Source organism: Streptomyces sp. DSM 106670 (genome assembly GCF_055792845.1).
The window spans coordinates 240,010-260,032 of record NZ_CM147704.1 but is presented as its reverse complement, the minus strand read 5'-3'; the positions used below and the strand labels follow the sequence as shown (position 1 = coordinate 260,032).

At 72.7% G+C, this 20,023-nt stretch carries 14 protein-coding genes and 2 riboswitches; of the genes, 6 read left to right on the top strand and 8 right to left on the bottom strand.

What is annotated here, in order from left to right:
• Window positions 1-930 carry a hypothetical protein gene (locus ACSMXR_RS01145; RefSeq protein ID WP_473170984.1) on the bottom strand — a complete coding sequence of 310 codons (930 nt, stop codon included), beginning with the start codon at window positions 928-930 and terminating at the stop codon, window positions 1-3.
• A complete protein-coding gene (locus ACSMXR_RS01140; protein ID WP_473170983.1) occupies window positions 927-3,710 on the bottom strand; it encodes a prenyltransferase/squalene oxidase repeat-containing protein in 2,784 nt (927 codons plus the stop codon). The genes ACSMXR_RS01145 and ACSMXR_RS01140 overlap by 4 nt, the downstream gene beginning before the upstream one ends.
• Before the next feature lie 146 nt (window positions 3,711-3,856).
• Window positions 3,857-3,926, bottom strand: a riboswitch (cobalamin riboswitch).
• Between the two features lie 151 nt (window positions 3,927-4,077).
• A riboswitch (cobalamin riboswitch) is annotated at window positions 4,078-4,154 on the top strand.
• 132 nt (window positions 4,155-4,286) lie between these two features.
• On the opposite strand from ACSMXR_RS01140, the gene ACSMXR_RS01135 reads away from it, so the two are divergent.
• A complete protein-coding gene (locus ACSMXR_RS01135; protein WP_473170982.1) occupies window positions 4,287-5,759 on the top strand; it encodes a prenyltransferase/squalene oxidase repeat-containing protein in 1,473 nt (490 codons plus the stop codon).
• A 22-nt stretch (window positions 5,760-5,781) separates the two neighbouring features.
• On the opposite strand, the gene ACSMXR_RS01130 is transcribed toward ACSMXR_RS01135, so the two are convergent.
• Entirely contained in the window at window positions 5,782-7,287 is a 1,506-nt protein-coding gene (locus ACSMXR_RS01130) for a short-chain fatty acyl-CoA regulator family protein (RefSeq protein ID WP_381854266.1), read from the bottom strand.
• Between the two features lie 371 nt (window positions 7,288-7,658).
• Here ACSMXR_RS01130 and aceA point away from each other — a divergent pair, with 371 nt between their 5' ends.
• The 5 genes from aceA to pgm all read left to right on the top strand — a co-directional run bounded on the left by aceA (window position 7,659) and on the right by pgm (window position 14,688).
• Window positions 7,659-8,939, top strand: a complete 1,281-nt coding sequence (gene aceA, locus ACSMXR_RS01125; RefSeq protein WP_473170981.1) for an isocitrate lyase — start codon at window positions 7,659-7,661, stop codon at window positions 8,937-8,939.
• 85 nt (window positions 8,940-9,024) lie between these two features.
• A complete protein-coding gene (aceB, locus tag ACSMXR_RS01120) occupies window positions 9,025-10,617 on the top strand; it encodes a malate synthase A (RefSeq protein WP_381796115.1) in 1,593 nt (530 codons plus the stop codon).
• Window positions 10,614-11,483, top strand: coding sequence for a 3-hydroxybutyryl-CoA dehydrogenase (locus ACSMXR_RS01115; RefSeq protein WP_473170980.1), 870 nt, complete (start codon window positions 10,614-10,616; stop codon window positions 11,481-11,483). Before aceB ends, ACSMXR_RS01115 begins: the two co-directional genes overlap by 4 nt.
• A gap of 247 nt (window positions 11,484-11,730) precedes the next feature.
• Window positions 11,731-12,804: a chitinase gene (locus ACSMXR_RS01110; protein WP_137231058.1), complete on the top strand. Its 1,074-nt coding sequence runs from the start codon at window positions 11,731-11,733 to the stop codon at window positions 12,802-12,804.
• Between the two features lie 240 nt (window positions 12,805-13,044).
• Entirely contained in the window at window positions 13,045-14,688 is a 1,644-nt protein-coding gene (pgm, locus tag ACSMXR_RS01105; RefSeq protein WP_473170979.1) for a phosphoglucomutase (alpha-D-glucose-1,6-bisphosphate-dependent), read from the top strand.
• 65 nt (window positions 14,689-14,753) lie between these two features.
• On the opposite strand, the gene rho is transcribed toward pgm, so the two are convergent.
• The 5 genes from rho to dhbC form a co-directional block, all read right to left on the bottom strand.
• A complete protein-coding gene (gene rho, locus ACSMXR_RS01100; RefSeq protein ID WP_473170978.1) occupies window positions 14,754-15,893 on the bottom strand; it encodes a transcription termination factor Rho in 1,140 nt (379 codons plus the stop codon).
• A 332-nt stretch (window positions 15,894-16,225) separates the two neighbouring features.
• Window positions 16,226-16,465: a phosphopantetheine-binding protein gene (locus tag ACSMXR_RS01095; RefSeq protein WP_032787168.1), complete on the bottom strand. Its 240-nt coding sequence runs from the start codon at window positions 16,463-16,465 to the stop codon at window positions 16,226-16,228.
• The gene (locus ACSMXR_RS01090; RefSeq protein WP_137231064.1) at window positions 16,462-17,094 is read right to left on the bottom strand and encodes an isochorismatase family protein; all 633 of its coding nucleotides are present in this window, start codon (window positions 17,092-17,094) and stop codon (window positions 16,462-16,464) included. The genes ACSMXR_RS01095 and ACSMXR_RS01090 overlap by 4 nt, the downstream gene beginning before the upstream one ends.
• A 31-nt stretch (window positions 17,095-17,125) precedes the next feature.
• On the bottom strand, window positions 17,126-18,772 hold the full coding sequence (locus tag ACSMXR_RS01085) for a (2,3-dihydroxybenzoyl)adenylate synthase (RefSeq protein ID WP_473170977.1): 1,647 nt from the start codon (window positions 18,770-18,772) through the stop codon (window positions 17,126-17,128).
• Entirely contained in the window at window positions 18,769-19,974 is a 1,206-nt protein-coding gene (gene dhbC / locus ACSMXR_RS01080; protein ID WP_137231068.1) for an isochorismate synthase DhbC, read from the bottom strand. Before dhbC ends, ACSMXR_RS01085 begins: the two co-directional genes overlap by 4 nt.
• Window positions 19,975-20,023: the final 49 nt, after the last annotated feature.

Below are 20,023 nucleotides of genomic sequence, written 5' to 3'. Positions count from 1 at the left end.
CTACTGCTCACGGCGGCGGCGCTTCGCGGCGAACACGGCCGCGCCGCCGATGACCACCACGAGACCGGCCGTCGCCGCCACCGGCACCATCGACCCGGAGTCGTGCTCCGCGTCGGCCGCCGGAGCCGCGTCCACCACCTTCGCCGACCCCTGCGGCGCGGCCACCGCCGCATCCGTCGTCACCGACGCGGACGGAGTGGGCGAGGGCGTCGCGGATGCGGATGCGGATGCGGACGGGCTCGCGGAGGCGGAGGGCGAGGACGGTTCCGAGGGGCGCTCCGAGGGCGGAGGCGGGGCCTGGTCGCCGTCCGCCGGCCGCTGTGTCGTCCGTACGGGGTCGGGCTTCGGCTTGGGCTTCGGTGCCGGATCGCCTCCCGTGGGACGGGTGTTGTGGGCGCGGAGCTGGTCCGGGGTGACCGTCGGGCGGCCCTTCGTGCCCTCGATGTTCGTCCCGCCGAAGATCCACAGGTCCACGCTGCCCGGCCGGGGTCGGTAGCTCATCGCGCCGAGCTGGCTGTACTCCCAGGTGTTCTCGCCGGGGTTCGCGTGCCAGTACGACCAGTAGGCCGAGGCCGGCGGGGTGAGGACGCAGTCCTCCTGCTGGGACGTCGGGTACTGCTTGCCGCCCTGGTGTCCGCTGTAGCCGATCCGGCAGATGAACGCCGGGCCGTCGTGCCCGGTCCCGGTGGTCCGCCAGCCGCCCTGGTTGAGCAGTTCGTAGCCGGTCGTCGGCGTCGTACCGCACGAGCGGTAGACGGGCCCGCCCCAGTGGCTGAAGTCGACGGCCAGCACCACGCCCGAGGAGGTGGTGCACCGGCCGATCGGCTGCGGGGCCGCCGACGCCTGGCCCACGGGCGCGAGGAGCGCCGCGCCGGTCAGGCCCAGGGCGGCCAGGGTCCGGCCGGCCGTACGGCGGAGGCGGGACCTCACCGTTCACCACCCGTCGCCGTACGCCGGTTGCGGGCGATCGCGACCGTGCGCCAGCCCGCCAGGACCAGCACCGCGGCGGCCGCCGCCAGGCCCAGCGCCTGCACACCGGTCGAGGCGAGGCTGCCGCCGTCACCCGGACCGTCGGCGTCGACGACCGAACCGGCCCCGCCGTCGCCGGGCGTCACGATCGCCGGGGCGGAGGAGGAGGGGACCGGGTTGGGCGTGGTGCCCTCCAGGCTGCGGGTCAGGACACCGAAGGAGATGCCGGTGGAACCGCCGACCGCCTGCGCCGAGGCGCGGATGTCGGAGCCCCGCTGCCCCTCCTTGGCCACGTTGAAGCCGCCGTCCTTGTTCTGCTGCGAGGCGAGGAACTTCAAGGCCTTCGTGATCTGCTTGTCGTACTTCTCCGCGTCCAGCGACAGGCCCTGCACGGCGAGCGCCGCGGAGTTGACCGAGTTGCCGGCGGCGCCGGGGAACCCGCCGTCCGGCAGCTGCCGGGACGCGATCCAGGCCAGCGCCTTGTCCACGGCGGCCGCGTGCGCGTCGCCCGGGACCAGGTCCATCGTCATCGCGGCCATCGCGGTCGAGTCCACGTCCGAGTCGCCCGTCGCGGGGATCAGGCTCGGCCACGCGCCGGAGGCGGAGTGCTGGAGGCTCGCCAGATACGCGATCGGGGCCTCGGCCGCCTTCTCCTCGCCGGCCCGCAGCTGCGCGATGATCCCGAGCGAGTGCGCGAAGACGGACGGTGCGTAGGTGTACGCGCCCTCGGCGGCGCAGCTGCGGTCGGGCGCGGTGCTCGGCTTCTCGCAGACCGCGTCGGCCAGGCCGGCGATCAGGTCCTGGCCGCCGAAGTCGCGCGGGTCCCGCTCGACGACCTGGGCGAGGAGGGCCGCCTTGCCCATCGAGCCGCCCAGCGCGTACTTCCCGCCGACCCCGGTCCAGTCGTGCAGGGTCCGGCCTTCGCTGTCCTTGCCGCCCTGGGCGAGGAAGTCCACGATCGTGCGCAGCGCGTTGTCGTCGTGACCGGTCGCCGCCAGCGCGAACGCCCCGTCGATGGTCAGGCCGAAGTCGGCGCGTCCCGCGTTGTCGACCGCCCGGTAGTAGCGGCCCTGGTGGAGATTGGCCGGGCTGGTGAGGTAGGCGACGCCCTTCTTGAGATCGGGGCCCGCACCCGGCGGGCGCGTCGTCGGCGGGGCGGTGGTGGGCCCGGTCGTCGGGGGAGTGGTCGGCGGGACGGTGGGCTCGGGCGTCTTGGTGGTGAGGGTGGCCAGGCTGGTGCCCGTGCCCGCCAGCACGGCGGGTCCGGTCGGGTAGAGCGCGCTGTCGGTGGCGCTCTCGTCGAACCCGAAGCCACCGTCGTCGTGCTGCTGCCGCGACAGCCAGGAGACCGCCGCGTCCGCCGCGCCGCCGTCACCGAGCGCGCGCAGCGCCTGTGCCGCGTACGCGGTGGCCGTGACGGAACCGGTCGTCTCGCCGGTGGACAGCGGGAACGCGCCCGACTCCAGCTGAGCCTTCTTCAGATACGTACGCGCCTTGGCGACGGCGGCCTCCTGGCCGCCCGCCTCGTCCAGCACCAGCGCGACCAGACCGGTCGTCGCCGGGTCGCCGTCGCAGTTCTCGCCCGGGCGGATCAGGATGCTGGTCACCGAGCCGTTCTGGCAGACCAGTTGGGTCAGCCGGTCCACGGTCCCGGCGGGCGGCTCGACCCCGCCGCGCAGCAGCGCCAGCACGGCCAGCGCCTGGCCGTCCGCGTACATCGCGCCGTGGAAGTCGCCCTTGGCCGTGCAGCCGGGGGTGGGGCTGCCGGAGTCCGGGCCGGCCGGGCAGACGTGCTTCACGAGGTCGCCGAGCAGATCGTGGCCGCCGAAGGCGCGCGGATCGCCCTCGGTGCTCTCCGCGAGCAGCGCCAGCCGGGCCGCGGCCGTGGCGTCGGGCGCCTCGTCCGGACCGGCCGGGTAGGCGTACGCGTCGGTCCGGCCTGCCAGATGGGCCGTCACCTTGTCCAGGGCCGCGCCCTTGCCGTCGGCCGCCGCGAGCGCGTACGCGGCCTCCGTGGTGAGGAAGTCGTTGGGCGTCTCGGACCCTTCGTCCACTACATGGGTGCCGTCGCGCAGTTGAGCGCTCACCCAGCGGCCGGCCGCCGGTACGTCGATCTCCCCGGCGGGCACGCTCGGGCCGCCGGTCGGGCCGTCGGTGGGGCCGGGCGTCGCGCCGCCGCCCGCGCGGACCTCGTCGGGGGTGAAGGTGGGCTTCCCGGTGGAGCCGCCGACGTCGGTGCCGCCGAACACCCAGGCGTCCACGTCACCCGCCTTCGGCTGGCGGCTCATCGCGCCGAGCGGGCTGTAGGACCAGGTGTCCTGGCCGGGCGAGGCGATCCAGTACGACCAGTAGGCGGTGGCCTGCGGGGTCAGCACACAGTCCTCGGTGGTCGGAGTCGGGTACGGCGTACCCGAGTTGAAGGATCCTGTGCCGATCCGGCAGATGAAGCCGTCACCGTCGTGCTGGGTGCCCTCGGTGCTGAACCCGCCCTCGTGGAGGAGCTCGTAGCCGGTGGTGGGCGTGGTGTCGCAGCCGCGCACCACACCGCCGCCGAACGGCCCGAAGTCCACCGCGACGATCGCGCCCCTGGTGGGCGTGCACTCCGCGACGGGGTCGGCGGCCGCCGGGCCCGCACCGGTGACGAACGCCACGCTCGCGGCGAAGGTCACCGCGGCGGCCGAGAGCAGCGACAGAAGTCTCTTCTTGCCCACGCGTCGGTCCTGTTGCTGTGCGGTCCCCACCACGGCCCCTCGTGTCGTCCGCGCGGGCCGTGCGTGGCAGGACGACCACCCGGGCAGGACACGGCCGCGAAGGGGCCGCCCCCGGGGAGCTGTTCGAACCACGCCGTAGTCCGCGACGGCGCTTCTCGCTGAAATTCCTGGCCCCAGGCATTCCGGCTCGCCCGCGCGATGCGGGCCCACGGCTGCGGGTCAGCGCCGGATTTCGACCGGCTTCCCCTGGGGCTGAGTGCGTATCAGGCGGATTGGAACACGCTCTCGAATGAGCCGTCAAGGTGGCCTGTGTCTCCTTCCCGGGCGCTCCGGCGCACGCCCCGGCCGTCCCTGGCGCGCCTGTGCGGCCTCGGGTAGCGTCCTGGCCTGCCGTAGGGGGGAACCCGGTGCGAATCCGGGGCTGACGCGCAGCGGTGTGGGACGGCAGGGGGCCGTTCCCGAGCCCGAATGCCCAGACGGCGGTTGTCCCAGGAGAAGCCGTACCCACGCGTCCGGGCGTCGGCCACCCCCGGCCTGCCCCGACCCGCCGTGCGCGGTCCGGGAGGCGGCGCGGTGCCGTGCGCCCCTCACCCCAGGAGCAGGCCCATGCCCCGTTCTGTCGTCCCCCGTGCATCCGGAGCCACCCGAGCCTCCGGCACCACCCGCACCACCCGCACCTCGCGTACGTACCGTCGCCTCGGCGTCGTGGCGCCCGCCGCCCTCGGCGCCTTCGCCCTCACCGCGCTGCCCGCCGCCGCGACCTCGACCCCCGCCCAGATCGCCACCTCGAAGACCAACGGTGTGGCGTACGTCAAGTCCCTCCAGGCCGCGGACGGTTCGTACGCCGGCTCCGGGCTCTCCAACGAGTGGGCGTTCAGCGCGTTCGCCGCCGCCGGCACGGCCGCCGTGGACGTGACACCGGGCGGCGACGCCACCAAGAACGCCCGCACCGTCTACCGCAACCTCCTGGCCACCCCCGGCTGGCCCTCAGCCACCCCCGTCGTCACCGACTACCAGCGCGGCACGCTCAACGCGTACGCCGCCGGGATCGACCCCGCCCGGGTCTCCGCCTCGCGCAACCTGATCGCCGACATCTACGGCTACTGGCAGAACGCGGAGGCCGGTTACTTCGGCCCGTCCGCCAACTACAACGGCACCGTCTTCGCCGCCCTCGCCCTGGGCGGTGCCAGAACCCAGGCGGGCGCGCAGCGGGTCCCGCAGGCGCTCGTCGACCGCATCGTCACCCGGCTCCGGGCCAACCAGCACAACGACGGCGGCTGGACCTACGCCAAGGCCGAGGGCAACGCCACCGAGCTGGCCAAGCCGGGCGACGTCGACATGACCGGCGCCTCCATGGCCGCGCTCTGCGTCTCCGGCGTTCCGAACACCGACCCCGACATCCTCCAGGCCAAGGCGTTCCTCAAGAGCAAGCTGGTCAACAACTCCGGCGCGTTCAACGCCATGTACGGCATCAACACCAGCTCCAACGGCTGGGCCGTCTCCGGGCTCAACGCCTGCGGCATCAACCCGCAGACCGGCGACTTCCTCACCCCCATGGGCAAGACCCCGATCGACTTCCTGATCGCCCAGCAGTTCAACCCCGGCGGCGGCTTCAAGTACCAGCCCTCCGACACCGCCCCGTCCGCCTACTCCTCCCTCGACGCCCTGCGCGCCGTCGCGGGCGGCGGCTTCACCGCCGCACCGCCCACCCCGGTCACCTCCGGCGCGCCCAAGTGGGTCGCGGCGGGCGGCTTCACGGCCGGTACGGCGACGAAGCTGGCGCTCACCGTGGACGACGGCACCGGCGCCCTGAAGGTCTGCTCGGTCGCCTTCACCCCGACCGGCACGACCACCACCCTCGGCGACGTCCTGACCGCCGCGACGAGCGCCTCCGCCCCGGCGGGCTGTGTCACCGGCGTCGTCCCGGCGACCGGCACCGGAACCATCACCTCCGTCAACGGCAAGGCCAACGCCGGATCGGCCACCTGGAAGGTGTCCGTCGACGGCTCCGCCTTCGCCGGGGCCGCCCGCGACAAGGTGATCGGCGTCGGCGACACCATCGCACTGCGCTACTCCTGACCGGCCCGGTGGGGGACCCCGGCTACCCGGGCGTCCCCTTCACCGGGTACGGCACGAACGTGCTGCTGTTCTCGTCGATCGCCAGCGGCTGCCCCAGCGGCGGGACCGCGCGCTGCGGGCAGTCCAGCCGCTCGCAGATCCGGCAGCCCATCCCGATCGGCGTCGCGGCCGAGGCGTTGTCCAGGTCGAGGCCGTCGGAGTAGACCAGCCGCCCGGCATGCCGGATCTCGCAGCCGAGCCCGATGGCGAACGTCTTGCCGGGCTCGCCCCAGCCGCCCCGGTGCCGGGTCACCGCCCGCGCGGTCCACAGATAGCGCTGCCCGTCCGGCATCGCCGCGATCTGCACATGGATCCTGCCGGGCGCGGCGAACGCCTCGTACACGTTCCACAGCGGGCAGGTGCCGCCCGCGCGGGAGAAGTGGAACCCGGTCGCGGACTGCCGCTTCGACATGTTCCCCGCCCGGTCGACCCGGACGAAGGAGAACGGCACCCCGCGCAGCCGGGGCCGCTGGAGCGTGGAGAGCCGGTGGCAGACCGTCTCGTAGCCGAGCCCGAACCGGTCGGTGAGCCGCTCGATGTCGTACCGCACTTCTTCGGCCGCCGTGTGGAAGGCCCGGTACGGGAGGATCAGCGCGCCCGCGAAGTAGTTGGCGACCCCGATCCGGGCCAGGGGCCAGGTCGCGGAACCCTCCTCGTAGTCCTCCGAGGCCAACCGGGCGATCTCCGGGCCGTATTCGAGCAGCGCGAGCTGTGTCGCCATCCGGAACGCCTGCTGGCCCGGCCGGAGCCGGCCCGAGAGGTACAGCACCCGGGCGTCCGGGTCGTAGTGGTGCAGCCGCCCGGTGTCCGCCTGCCGGGGCGCGCTCCGGGCGGGTTCGTCGCCGGGGCGCCGGGCCGGCCGCCGCTCCGCCCCGGCGGATCCGGTCCGCTCCTGCCGGTCGGCGGCGGTGGCCAGCCGGATGCCGTGCCGCTCGGTCAGACGGGAGGCGAGCGTACGCACCACCTCGCCGGGGCGTACGCCGATCTCGGCCGCCAGCTCCTCGGCCGCCAGGTCCGCCTCGTGGAGGTAGTTCTGCCGGCGGTAGAAGAACTCGCGGATCTCCTCGTGCGGGGAGCGCGGCAGGTCCGGCCCGCCGCCGCCCCGCAGCTCGGCGGCCTCCGCCAGCCGCCCCGCCAGCGCCTGGTTGCGCCGCCCGAGGTCGAGCAGCACGTTCGCCACCCCCGGCAGCCGGGAGGCCAGCTCGGACAGCTCGGCCGCCGACACCCGCGCCGCGCCGACCTCGTCCGCGAGCGCCTCCCGCAGATCCGCCAGTACCCGGGTGGTGTCCCGCTCCGAGAAGAAGCCCGGGTCCACGCCGAACGCCTCGGTGAGCCGGAGCAGGACCGGCACCGTCAGCGGCCGCGAGTCGTGCTCCATCTGGTTCAGATAGCTCGGCGAGATCGCCAGCACCCGGGCCAGCTCCGCCTGGCTCATCCCGCGCTCCTCGCGCAGCCTGCGCAGCCGCGCGCCCGCGTAGGTCTTGCTCACCTCGGAGCCCTTCCCGTCACCATCGTCATAGCGACAACCCTAGCCGCCAGGACCTCATCGGGAGTCTTCGCAATCTTGGCAAAGTGCGCCGGAAGATTCGCAGAACTTGGCATCCGTACCCCGTTGATGGCACTCAGTGCCACTGTCAGAGTTGTTCCCGCGGCCCACCGGACACCGGCTCCGGGCCGGGGAACCGAGCACGATTTCATGCCCTGACGTCGTTCTCCTCGGGATCCCGGACCGGTCGGCCGGGCGCATTGCTTACCGTTCCACCTCGGAGGTCCGGTGGGCCGCAGCCAGGAGTCGCGTCACTCAGTGACTGGCTTCGCACCCTTCACACGATCGACCCACACGACTTCGGGAGACACGCCATGGCGCAGGCAAGGACGACGGCGGAAGAGCTGGCGCGGCGGTGGGCGAGCGACCCCCGCTGGAAGGGCATCGAGCGCACCTACAGCGCCGAGGACGTGATCCGGCTCTCCGGCAGCGTCCGCGAGGAGCACACCCTCGCCCGGCGCGGCGCCGAGCGGCTGTGGCGTCAGCTCCACGAGCAGGACTACATCCACGCGCTCGGCGCACTGACCGGCGGCCAGGCCGTCCAGCAGGTCAAGGCGGGCCTGAAGGCCATCTACCTCTCCGGCTGGCAGGTCGCCGCCGACGCCAACCTGGCCGGCCACACCTACCCCGACCAGAGCCTCTACCCGGCCAACTCGGTGCCGAGCGTGGTCCGCAGGATCAACAACGCCCTGCTGCGCGCCGACCAGATCGCCACCGCCGAGGACGCCGGCGACACCACCGACTACCTCGCGCCGATCGTCGCCGACGCGGAGGCCGGCTTCGGCGGACCGCTCAACGCCTTCGAGCTCACCAAGGCGATGATCGAGGCGGGCGCGGCCGGCATCCACTACGAGGACCAGCTCGCCTCCGAGAAGAAGTGCGGCCACCTCGGCGGCAAGGTCCTCGTCCCCACCGCCCAGCATGTGCGCACCCTCAACGCGGCCCGCCTCGCCGCCGACATCGCCGATGTGCCCACCCTGATCGTGGCCCGTACCGACGCGCTCGCCGCCAACCTCATCACCAGCGACGTCGACGAGCGCGACGCGCGGTTCATCACGGGCGACCGGACCGCCGAGGGCTTCTACCGGGTGCAGAACGGCATGGCCCCGGTCATCTCGCGCGGCCTCGCCTACGCCCCGTACGCCGACCTCATCTGGGTCGAGACCGGCACCCCGGACCTCGCCCAGGCCCGCGAGTTCGCCGAGGCGATCCACGCCGAGCACCCGGACCAGATGCTCGCGTACAACTGCTCGCCGTCCTTCAACTGGCGGGCCACGCTGGACGACGACCAGATCGCCAAGTTCCAGCGCGAGCTGGGCGCGATGGGCTACCGCTTCCAGTTCATCACCCTGGCCGGCTTCCACTCCCTCAACCACGCCATGTTCGACCTGGCGCGCGGCTACGCCGAGCAGGGCATGACCGCCTACGTCGACCTCCAGGAGCGCGAGTTCGCCGCCCAGGAGCAGGGCTTCACCGCGGTCAAGCACCAGCGCGAGGTCGGCACCGGCTACTTCGACCAGGTCTCCACGGCCATCAACCCCGCCTCCTCCACCACGGCCCTCACCGGCTCCACCGAGGAAGAGCAGTTCCACTAGACCCCCCACCCACCGGTCGCGGGGGCCGCCCACGCCCCCGCGACCGGGGCCCCTGTCCCGCCACGCCCCCGCTGAGGAGAACCGCATGACCACCCTTGCCACGACCGGCCGCGTCCAGGTCCTCGGCGTACCGGGGGACCGGCACGAGGAGGTCCTCACCCCCGAGGCCCTCGACTTCATCGGCCGCCTCGACGCGGCCTTCGCCGCCCGCCGCTTCGATCTGCTGACCGAGCGCCGCCGCCGCTCCGCGCTGCTGCGCGGCGGCACCCCGCTCGACTTCTCCCGCGCCACGACGTCGATCCGCAAGGACCCCGACTGGCAGGTCGCCCGCCCCGCCCCCGGCCTCACCGACCGGCGGGTGGAGATCACCGGCCCGCCCGAGCGTTCGATGGCGGTGAACGCGCTCAACTCCGGGGCCCAGGTGTGGATGGCCGACTTCGAGGACGCCACCTCGCCCACCTGGGAGAACATCGTCCGGGGGCAGCTGAACCTGATCGACGCCATCGACCGCCGTATCGACTTCACCACCACGAGCGGCAAGGAGTACCGGCTCACCGACCGGCCCGCCACCATCATGGTCCGGCCGCGCGGCTGGCACCTCACCGAGAAGCACCTCGTCATCGACGAACGGCCCGTGCCCGCCGCGCTCGTCGACTTCGGCCTCTACTTCTTCCACTGCGCACAGCGCCAGATCGACGCGGGCAGCGGACCGTACTTCTACCTCCCCAAGCTGGAGAACCGGTACGAGGCCCGGCTCTGGAACGATGTGTTCCTCCTGGCCCAGGACCTGCTGGACATCCCGCGCGGCACGATCCGCGCCACCGTCCTCATCGAGACGATCACCGCCGCGTTCGAGATGGAGGAGATCCTCTACGAACTGCGCGAACACAGCGCCGGCCTCAACGCGGGCCGCTGGGACTACCTCTTCAGCCTGATCAAGAACTTCGCGCACCGCCCCGACTTCGTCCTCCCCGACCGGGGCAAGGTCACCATGACCGCCCCCTTCCTGCGCGCCTACACCGAACTCCTGGTCCGCACCTGCCACCGGCGCGGCGCGCACGCCATCGGCGGCATGGCCGCCCAGATCCCCGGCGGCGAGCCCGCCGCCGGGGAAGCGGCCCTGGCGAAGGTCCGGCTCGACAAGGAGCGCGAGGCGGAGGACGGCTTCGACGGTTCCTGGGTGGCCCACCCCGGCCTCGTCCCGGTCTGCCGGACCGTCTTCGACGAGGTGCTGGGCGACCGGCCGCACCAGCTGGAGCGCACCCGCGACGACGTCCATGTCACCGCCGAGCACCTCGTCGCCGTCCGCCGCACGGCGGGTCGCCCGACCCCGGAGGGCGTGCGCGACAACATCGCCGTCGCTCTGCGCTACTACGACGCCTGGCTGCGCGGGCAGGGGGCCGTCGCCCTGAACGGGCTCATGGAGGACGCGGCGACCGCCGAGATCGCCCGGGTGCAGATCTGGCAGTGGCTCAAGCACCGGGCGGTCGACCGCGAGACGGTCCTGGCGCTCCTCGACGAGGAACTGGCCGCGCTCGGCGCCACGTACCCCTGGGCCCAGCTCGACCAGGTCCGCGAGCTGTTCGAACGCACCGCGCTCGGCAGGGAGCTGCCCGCCTTCTTCACCACGGAGGCGTACGCCCGCCACCTCGTCGGCCGTCCGGCGGTGCGGGCATGAGCGCCGGCATCGCCCGGGTGGGCGTCGTCGGCGGCGGCCAGATGGGGGCCGGGATCGCCGAGGTCTGCGCCCGCGCCGGACTGCACACCATCGTCTGCGAGGCGGACGCCACCGCCGCCGACCGGGCCCGCGAGCGGGTCGCCGTCTCCCTGGAGCGGGCCGTGCAGCGCGGCAAGCTCGACCGGCTCACGGCCGAGGACGCGCTCGGCAGGCTGGACTTCACCGGCAGCCTCGACGACCTGGCCGACCGTCAGCTCGTCATCGAGGCCGTCGTCGAGAACGCCGCCGCCAAGACGGAGATCTTCACCGCCCTCGACAAGATCGTCGAGGACCCGGAAGCGATCCTGGCGACCAACACCTCCGCCATCCCCGTCATGCGGCTCGGCATGGCCACCCACCGCGCCGACCGCGTCCTCGGACTGCACTTCTTCAACCCGGTGCCGGTCCTCCCGCTGGTGGAGGTGGTGACCTCGCTGCACACCGCGCCCGCGACGGTCGCCGCCGCCGAGGAGTTCGTGACCTCGGTGCTCGGCAAGACGGTGGTCCGCTCGCAGGACCGGGCCGGCTTCGTGGTCAACGCCCTCCTCGTCCCGTATCTGCTCTCCGCGATCCGGATGGCCGAGTCGGGCTTCGCCACCGCCGCCGACGTGGACGCCGGGATGGAGCTGGGCTGCGCCCACCCGATGGGTCCGCTCAGGCTCGCCGACCTGATCGGTCTCGACACGGTGGCCTCCATCGCCGCGTCGCTGTACGACGAGTTCAAGGAACCGCTCCACGCCCCGCCCCCGCTGCTCCTGCGGATGGTGGAGGCCGGTCTGCTCGGCCGGAAGACGGGTCGCGGGTTCCACACGTACGACCGGGGCTGAGGGGCCCGGGTCAGGTCGCGGCTGAGGGGCCCGACCGATGGCCGGACGGGGTGGGAAGCGGTTGACTGTGCCGCTCCCCGCCCCGCCGCGGTGTTTGCGCGGCGGCTCCTGACGGACGGTCTGGTCCAGACCTCTTGACCGAAGGTCTGGACCATTCTACGGTTTGGCAGGGTCACGACATAGGGCGGGGCGGGGCGAACCTTTCGCACCGTCGGCGGCGGACCCGGGCTGGAAGGACGTACGGATCATGGGTCGTACCTCACGACTGCTGGGCCTCGGCCTGGCAGCGGCGCTCGTCGTGCCGATGCTGGTCGGAGCCGCTCCGTCGAAGGGCCCCGACGCGGGCGCCGTCGTCGCGGCCGACGAGACCTGCGCGGTCAAGTCGAAGCCCACGGGCAAGGTGCTCCAGGGGTACTGGGAGAACTGGGACGGGGCGGCCAACGGCGTGCACCCGCCGCTCGGCTGGATCCCGATCACCGACTCCCGCATCGCCCAGCACGGCTACAACGTCATCAACGCCGCCTTCCCCGTCATCCGCTCCGACGGCACCGTCCTCTGGGAGGACGGCATGGACAGCACCGTCAAGGTCGCCACCCCCGCCGAGATGTGTCAGGCCAAGGCCGCCGGCGCCACCATCCTCATGTCGATCGGCGGAGCCACGGCCGGGATCGACCTCAGCTCCAGCACGGTGGCCGACCGATTCGTCGAGACGATCGTGCCGATCCTGAAGAAGTACAACTTCGACGGCATCGACATCGACATCGAGACCGGACTCGTCGGCAGCGGAAACATCAACCAGCTCTCCCCGTCGCAGGCCAACCTCATCCGCATCATCGACGGCGTCCTCGCCGCGATGCCGTCGAACTTCGGCCTCACCATGGCCCCCGAGACGGCGTACGTCACCGGCGGCAGCGTCGTCTACGGCTCCATCTGGGGCTCGTACCTCCCGATCATCAAGAAGTACGCGGACAACGGCCGCCTGTGGTGGCTGAACATGCAGTACTACAACGGCAGCATGTACGGCTGCTCCGGCGACTCCTACTCCGCCGGCACCGTCGCGGGCTTCACCGCCCAGACCGACTGCCTGAACAACGGGCTCGTCATCCAGGGCACCACCATCAAGGTCCCCTACGACAAGCAGGTCCCCGGGCTCCCCGCCCAGATCGGAGCGGGCGGCGGCCATATGTCCACCGGACTGGTCGCACAGGCCTGGAACCACTACAACGGCTCCCTCAAGGGGCTGATGACCTGGTCCCTGAACTGGGACGGCTCCAAGGGCTGGACCTTCGGTGACAACGTGAAGTCCCTCCAGGGCCGTTGAGCCCCTGCCGTACGGCTCCCGCCCCCCTGCCCGTACGGGTTTCCGCGCCCCCGGTCCGCCGATGACCGGGGGCGCGGTGTCGCTCCGGCCGGGCGGCGACACGAGGAAGGCGTGAACCGGTCGCGCACCGGGGCGGCCGAGAGAGCAGAATCGGGTACGGACCGGGGTGATCGTTTCCCCGGTGCGCCGGGCCCGTCTCCCCGCGGGCCGGCCGACGACGAAGACGTACGAGGAGACCCGATGGTGCACGAACGGGCCGGTCACCCGGCGCAGTCCGCAGACCTGGTCGACGTGGCCCGGCTGGTGACGGCCTACTACGCCCTCCACCCCGACCCGGCCGAGCCCGCCCAGCGGGTGGCCTTCGGCACCTCCGGCCACCGGGGCTCCGCGTTCGCCGCCGCGTTCAACGAGGACCACATCGCCGCCACCACCCAGGCGATCTGCGACTACCGCACCCGCCAGGGCACCGACGGACCCCTCTACCTCGGCGCGGACACCCACGCGCTCTCCGAACCGGCCCGGGTCACCGCCCTGGAGGTACTCGCCGCCAACGGCGTCACCGCGCTCATCGACAGCGAGGACGGCTACACCCCGACCCCCGCCGTCTCGCACGCCATCCTCACGTACAACCAGGGGCGCACCGAGCACCTGGCCGACGGCATCGTGGTCACCCCGTCCCACAACCCGCCCGCCGACGGCGGTTTCAAGTACAACCCGCCGAACGGGGGGCCGGCCGCCTCCGACGCCACCTCCTGGATCCAGGACCGGGCGAACGCCCTGATCGAGGCCGGGCTCGGCGAGGTCCGCCGGATCCCGTACGCCCGCGCCCTGGCCGCCGACACCACCCGCCGCCACGACTTCCTGACCGCGTACGTCGACGACCTGCCCTCCGTCCTCGACCTCGACGCCGTCCGGGACGCGGGCATCCGCATCGGCGCCGACCCGCTCGGCGGCGCCTCCGTCGCCTACTGGGGCCGGATCGCCGAACGCCACCGGATCGACCTCACCGTGGTCAACCCGCTCGCCGACCCCACCTGGCGGTTCATGACGCTGGACTGGGACGGCAAGATCCGCATGGACTGCTCGTCGCCGCACGCCATGGCCTCGCTGATCGAACAGCGCGACGCGTACGCCATCGCCACCGGCAACGACGCGGACGCCGACCGGCACGGCATCGTCACCCCCGACGGCGGGCTGATGAACCCCAACCACTATCTGGCCGTCGCCATCGACTACCTCTACACCCACCGCGACAACTGGGCCGCCGGGACCGGCATCGGCAAGACCCTGGTCTCCTCCTCCATGATCGACCGGGTCGCCCACGACCTCGGCCGCACCCTGGTGGAGGTGCCGGTCGGCTTCAAGTGGTTCGTCGACGGCCTCCACGACGGCAGCCTCGGCTTCGGCGGCGAGGAGTCCGCCGGGGCCTCGTTCCTGCGCCGCGACGGCCGGGTCTGGACCACCGACAAGGACGGCATCCTGCTGGCCCTCCTCGCCTCCGAGATCACCGCCGTCACCGGAGACACCCCCTCCCAGCTCTACGCCCGCCTCACCGACCGCTTCGGCGACCCGGCGTACGCCCGCATCGACGCACCCGCCACCCGCGAGGAGAAGGCCGTTCTGGCGAAGCTCTCCCCGCAGCAGGTCAAGGCCGACACCCTGGCCGGAGAACCCGTCACCGCCGTGCTCACCGAGGCCCCCGGCAACGGCGCCCCGATCGGCGGCCTCAAGGTCTGCACCGACAGCGCCTGGTTCGCCGCCCGCCCCTCGGGCACCGAGGACGTCTACAAGGTGTACGCGGAGAGCTTCCAGGGCCCCGGCCATCTCGCCCGGGTCCAGGAGGAGGCCAGGGCGCTGGTGTCCGACGCGCTCGGCAACGCCTGAACCGACGGCGCGCATGGCGATGGGGGCCGGGACGCGGCGTCCCGGCCCCCATCGGGCCGCCTTCCTCAGGCGCCCGGCACGGTGGGCTGCACCTGACGCAGGAAGGCCGCGTTGTCCGGGGTGCGCCGGACCTTGTCGAGCAGCACCTGAAGGGCACCCTGGCCGTCGCGTGTGTTAAGCGCGCGGCGCAGCGCCCGCACCGCCGCCAACTCGCCCGGACCGAAGAGGAGTTCCTCGCGCCGGGTGCCGGACCGGGCGATGTCGACGGCCGGGAAGATCCGCGCCTCGGCGGCGGAGCGGTCCAGGCGCAGCTCCATGTTGCCGGTGCCCTTCAGCTCCTCGAAGAAGAACTCGTCGGCCCGCGAACCGGTCTCCACGAGGGCCGTCGCCAGGATGGTCAGCGAACCGCCCTCGTCGGCGCAACGGGCCGCGCCGAACAGCTTCTTGGGGCCGGTCAGCGCCGCCGCGTCGACGCCGCCGCTCAGGGTCCGGCCGCCCGCGCGGGCCGCGTTGTTGTGGGCCCGGCACAGCCGGGTGAGGGAGTCCAGCAGGATCACCACGTCCCGGCCCTGCTCGACGAGGCGCCGGCCGCGCTCGACGGCCAGCTCGGCCAGGGCGATGTGCTCCCGAGCGGGCCGGTCGAAGGTCGACGCGTACACCTCGCCGCGTACCGAGCGGCGCATGTCCGTGACCTCCTCGGGCCGTTCGTCGAGCAGCACCACCATCAGGTGCGCCTCGGGGTGGTTGGTGGCGACGGCCGCGGCCAGCTGCTGGAGCAGCACCGTCTTTCCGGTCCGGGGCGGTGCGACGATCAGGCCGCGCTGGCCCTTGCCGACGGGGGAGACGAGATCGACGACGCGCGGCGCGGGCCCGCCGTGCGGCGTCTCCAGCCGCAGCCGCTCGCGGGGGTGGACGGGGGTCAGCTCGTGGAACCGGCGACGGCCTCGCAGGGCCTCCGGGGCGAGCCCGTTCACGCGGTCGACCGAGGACAGGACGCGCGGCCGGTCGCAGCCGCCCTCGACGGCGTCGCCCCGGCGCAGCCCGTGGCGACGGATCAGCGCGGACGACACCTGGATGTCGCCGGGGGAGGGGTGGCCGCCGTGGACCCGGAGCATGCCGTTTCCGTTGTCGGTGGTGTCGAGGAGTCCGGCGACCCGGACGGGGCGCCGCTCACCCGTTACGGGGCGTTCGAGTGTGGTGGTCATGGGAGGGGGTCCTTTCGCGGACAGGCGAATGAGGGGACCGGCGTACGGAGCGGCGGTGGGAATCACGCCACACAGCGGGGGCACAGAGGCCCGGGGCAGGTCGCCGGAGAGACAGCGAGAACGCTGGGAAGAAGCTGATCGCCGGTCGGAAAGGACGGGCGCGACAGCGGTGGAGAGGAATAAGCACCGGTGCCCGAAGAAAAGGGGCATGCACATGTGCTCATCGCACTGTACCACTATGCGCCGGAGATGCGTCGAGGGCGGTGGGAAACCCGATGTTCGGGTTCCCACCGCCCTCGGTGACCGCAGCGGGTCGCGGACGGGCCGCAGGGTCAGCCGGTGACCCCCAGCAGCGGCGCCCAGGACTCCAGCGCGGGCTTCTCGGCGAGGTCGGCGAAGGCCACCTCGATGCCGTGGTCACGGCGCCAGGCGGCGGCCAGCGACATCAGACGGACGGAGTCGAGACCGTAGTCGACGAGGTTCTCGTCGACCGGGATCTCCTCGGGGTCCTCACCGAGCACATCGGCGACATCGGCACGGAGCTGTTCGAGCGTGAGCGCCACAGCGGTCACTTCCCTTCGAAGACGGTCCGGGCGGTGGTGACGACGGCGCACTTGCCCGCGGCCCACCGCAGCGCCATGGCATGGTCCTCGGCCGAGAAGTCCGCCACCGCGTCGGCCACCACGAACGCCTGGATGTCCTGCATCCAGGCGTCGCACGCGGTCATCAGCACGCCGATGTGGGCGTAGACGCCGGTGATGACGATCTGGTCGCGGCCCTGCTCACGCAGGCGCTCCAGCAGATCGGTGCGGACGAAGCCGCTGTACTTCCACTTGGTGAGGACGGTGTCGCCCGCGTCGGGCGCGACCTCGTCCGCGATGGCCGCCAGCTGCTCGTCGGCCGGGAGGCCGGGGCCCCAGAAGTCCTGCTGGAGACCGCGCTCCTCGGCGCTCTGGCCGCCGGGCTGCGCGGTGTAGAGCACCGGTACGCCCAGGCGCGCCGCATCCTTCTTCAACTCGGCCACATGGGCGAGCAGTTCGGGCACGGGCGCGGCCTCGCGGTCGTACGCCGACAGGAAGTAGTTCTGGAGGTCGTGGACGAGCAGCACCGCACGCGCGGGGTCGACGGTCCAGTCGACCCGGTTGGCGGGCAGCTCGTCGGCGGCCGGCATGGGGTAGGGGACGATGGCGGGCAGAGCCATGGTGGAGAGGATTCCGTTCGGGGAGAGTCGTTCAGTGGGACGGGGACGGGGAGGCAGGAGCGGTGCGGGCGGCGGCGTTGCGCAGGTCCTTCTTGGAGACCTTGCCGACGCCGGTCTGCGGGAACGCGTCGACGAACTCGACCCGGTCCGGCACCTTGTAGGCGGCCAGGCCCCGCTCGCGGACGAACCGCTTGACGGCCACCGCCTTGAGCGGGCCCGCGCCCGAGCGCAGGATCACGTAGGCGCAGACGCGTTCGCCCAGATACGGGTCGGGCTCGGCCACCACGTTGGCGTCGTGCACGGCCGGGTGGGCGAGGATGTGGTTCTCGACCTCCTCGGCGGCGATCTTCTCGCCGCCCCGGTTGATCTGGTCCTTGGCGCGCCCCTCGACGACGATGTGCCCGGTTTCGGTGACCCGCACGATGTCACCGGTGCGGTAGAAGCCGTCCTCGGTGAAGGAACGGGCGTTGTGCTCGGGGGCGTTCCAGTAGCCCCGGATGGTGTACGGGCCCCGGGTCAGAAGATGGCCCGTCTCGCCCGGGGCCACCTCCTGGTCCTCGTCGTCGACGACCAGGATCTCGTCGTCGGGCGAGATGGGCCGGCCCTGGGTGGTGACGATCGTCTCCACCGGGTCGTCGAGGCGGGTGTAGTTGACCAGCCCCTCGGCCATGCCGAACACCTGCTGGAGCGTGCAGCCGAGAGCGGGCCGCACCCGGCGCGCCGCCTCCTCGCTGAACTTGGCGCCGCCCACCAGCAGCACGTCCAGGCTGCTGAGGTCGTGCGCGGTGCCTGGCGCGGCCTCCGTCCACAGCAGGGCCAGCGGCGGCACGAGCCCGGTGATCGTGACGCCCTCGCGCTCGATCAGCGGGAACGCCACCTCCGGCGAGGGCTGGGGGCACAGCACCACACGGCCCCCGGCGTACAGCGTGCCGAGCGAACCGGGCGAGGAGAGCGGGAAGTTGTGGGCGGCGGGCAGGACGCACAGATAGACGCTGTTCTCGTCGACCGCGCAGATCTCGTTGGAGCCCCACAGCGAGTAGATGTAGTCGTCGTGGGTGCGCGGGATCAGCTTCGGGACGCCGGTGCTGCCGCCGGAGAGCTGGAGGAAGGCCAGGTCGTCCGGGCGGGGCCCGCCGTAGCCGACCGGCTCCTCGGCGACCTCGGACAGCGCCTCGAACTCGCCGGGATCCCCCTGGGCCACGAACACATGGCGCAGTGTGCCCACATTGGCGTGGGTCTTCGACGCCAGCTCACGGTAGTCGTAGCCGCCGTGCTCGGCCGCGACGACGTACGCCACCGCCTCGGTGAACTCGCAGAAGTAGGTGATCTCGCTCTCGCGGTGCGCGGGCAGCGCGAAGACGGGCAGCGCGCCGATCCGGAACAGCGCGAAGATCACCTCGAAGAACTCGGCGATGTTGGGGAGCTGCACCACCACCTTGTCGCCCTTGACGATGCCGCGGGCGAGGAAGCCCGCCGCCAGCCGGTCGGCGCGCCGGTCGAGGTCGGCGTACGTCCACCGGCTGCCCGCCACCGGGTCGACGATCGCGACCCGGTCCGGATGGGCCTCGGCGCGCTGCCGCAGCATCTCCCCGAAGGTCTCGCCGCGCCACCAGCCGGCCGCCCGGTACTTCTCCGCGAATTCGGCGGGCCAGGTCGGCGCCGCCGCGTCCGTACTCACAGTTCGGCTCCCACGGCGCTCAGGAAGGTGCGGAACTTGGCCGCGGTCTCGGCGGTCTCCGCCTCGGGCTCGGACGCGGCGACGACGCCCGCTCCGGCGTACAGGCGCAGCGTGCGCTCCTCGGCCTCGGCGCAGCGGATCGTGACGACCCATTCGCCGTCGCCCTCGGCGTTGCCCCAGCCGACCACGCCGGTGAAGAAGCCGCGGTCGAACGGCTCGGTCTCGGCGATCACCTGACGGGCCGTCTGCGTCGGCGTCCCGCACACGGCGGGCGTCGGGTGCAGCGCCATGGCCAGCTCCAGCGCCGAGGCGTCGGGGGAGGTGAGGGTGCCGGTGACCGTGGTGGACAGGTGCCACATGGTGGCGGTGCGGATGAGCGTCGGACGGGCCGGGACGGTCATCCGCGTGCAGTGCGGCGCGAGCGCCTGGTGGACGGCGTCCACGACGACGGCGTGCTCGTGCAGGTCCTTGACGGACTCCAGCAGCGTCGCCGCCCGGCGTACGTCCTCGGCGAGGTCGGCGCTGCGCGGGGTCGACCCGGCGAGCGGGTTGGCGACGACCTGCTTGCCGTGGCGGGAGACGAGCAGCTCGGGGCTGGCGCCGATCAGGGTGCGGTCGGGGCCGGTCGGCAGCGCGAAGGTGTAGCCCGAGGGGTCGCGGCGGGCGAGGCGCTGGAGCATCGCGGGCAGGTCGAGCGGGTCGCCGGAGGTGAGTTCGAGGGTGCGGGCCAGGACGACCTTGCTGAACTCGCCGCGCCACATGCGCTCCACGGCGGAGGCGACGCCCTTGCCGTAGATCTCCGGCTCGGGCACCTGGCGGATCTCCCAGGCCCCGGCGGTGGGCGCGCTCGCGGGCAGGGCGATGAGCGGGTCGGAGGCGAGCGGCGGCGCGGTGCGCACGGACTCCGGTACCCGGAGGGCGGCCGGGGCGGTGTGGTCGAAGGGGATGGCGCCGATGACCACCGGCGATTCCTGCCCGGCGGCGACCGCCGCGGCGAGCGTGGCGTCCACCCGCTCGGTCAACGGTCTTTCGTCGTGCGGGACATGACGTCCCGGGCCCCGTGCGAGCAGTGTGCGTCCGGGGGTGGCGAGAAAGTGGTCGCCCGGTGTGTAGGCGTCCAGCAGTGAGGTGGCCGCTCCTACGGCCGGGTGGGCCGGTTCGGCCGGGGCGGTGTGCGTGGCGACCTGGGATGCCGTCGACACGGGGACTCCATTCTCGATGGTCCCGTCAGCGGGTGCGGGGGGCTGGATG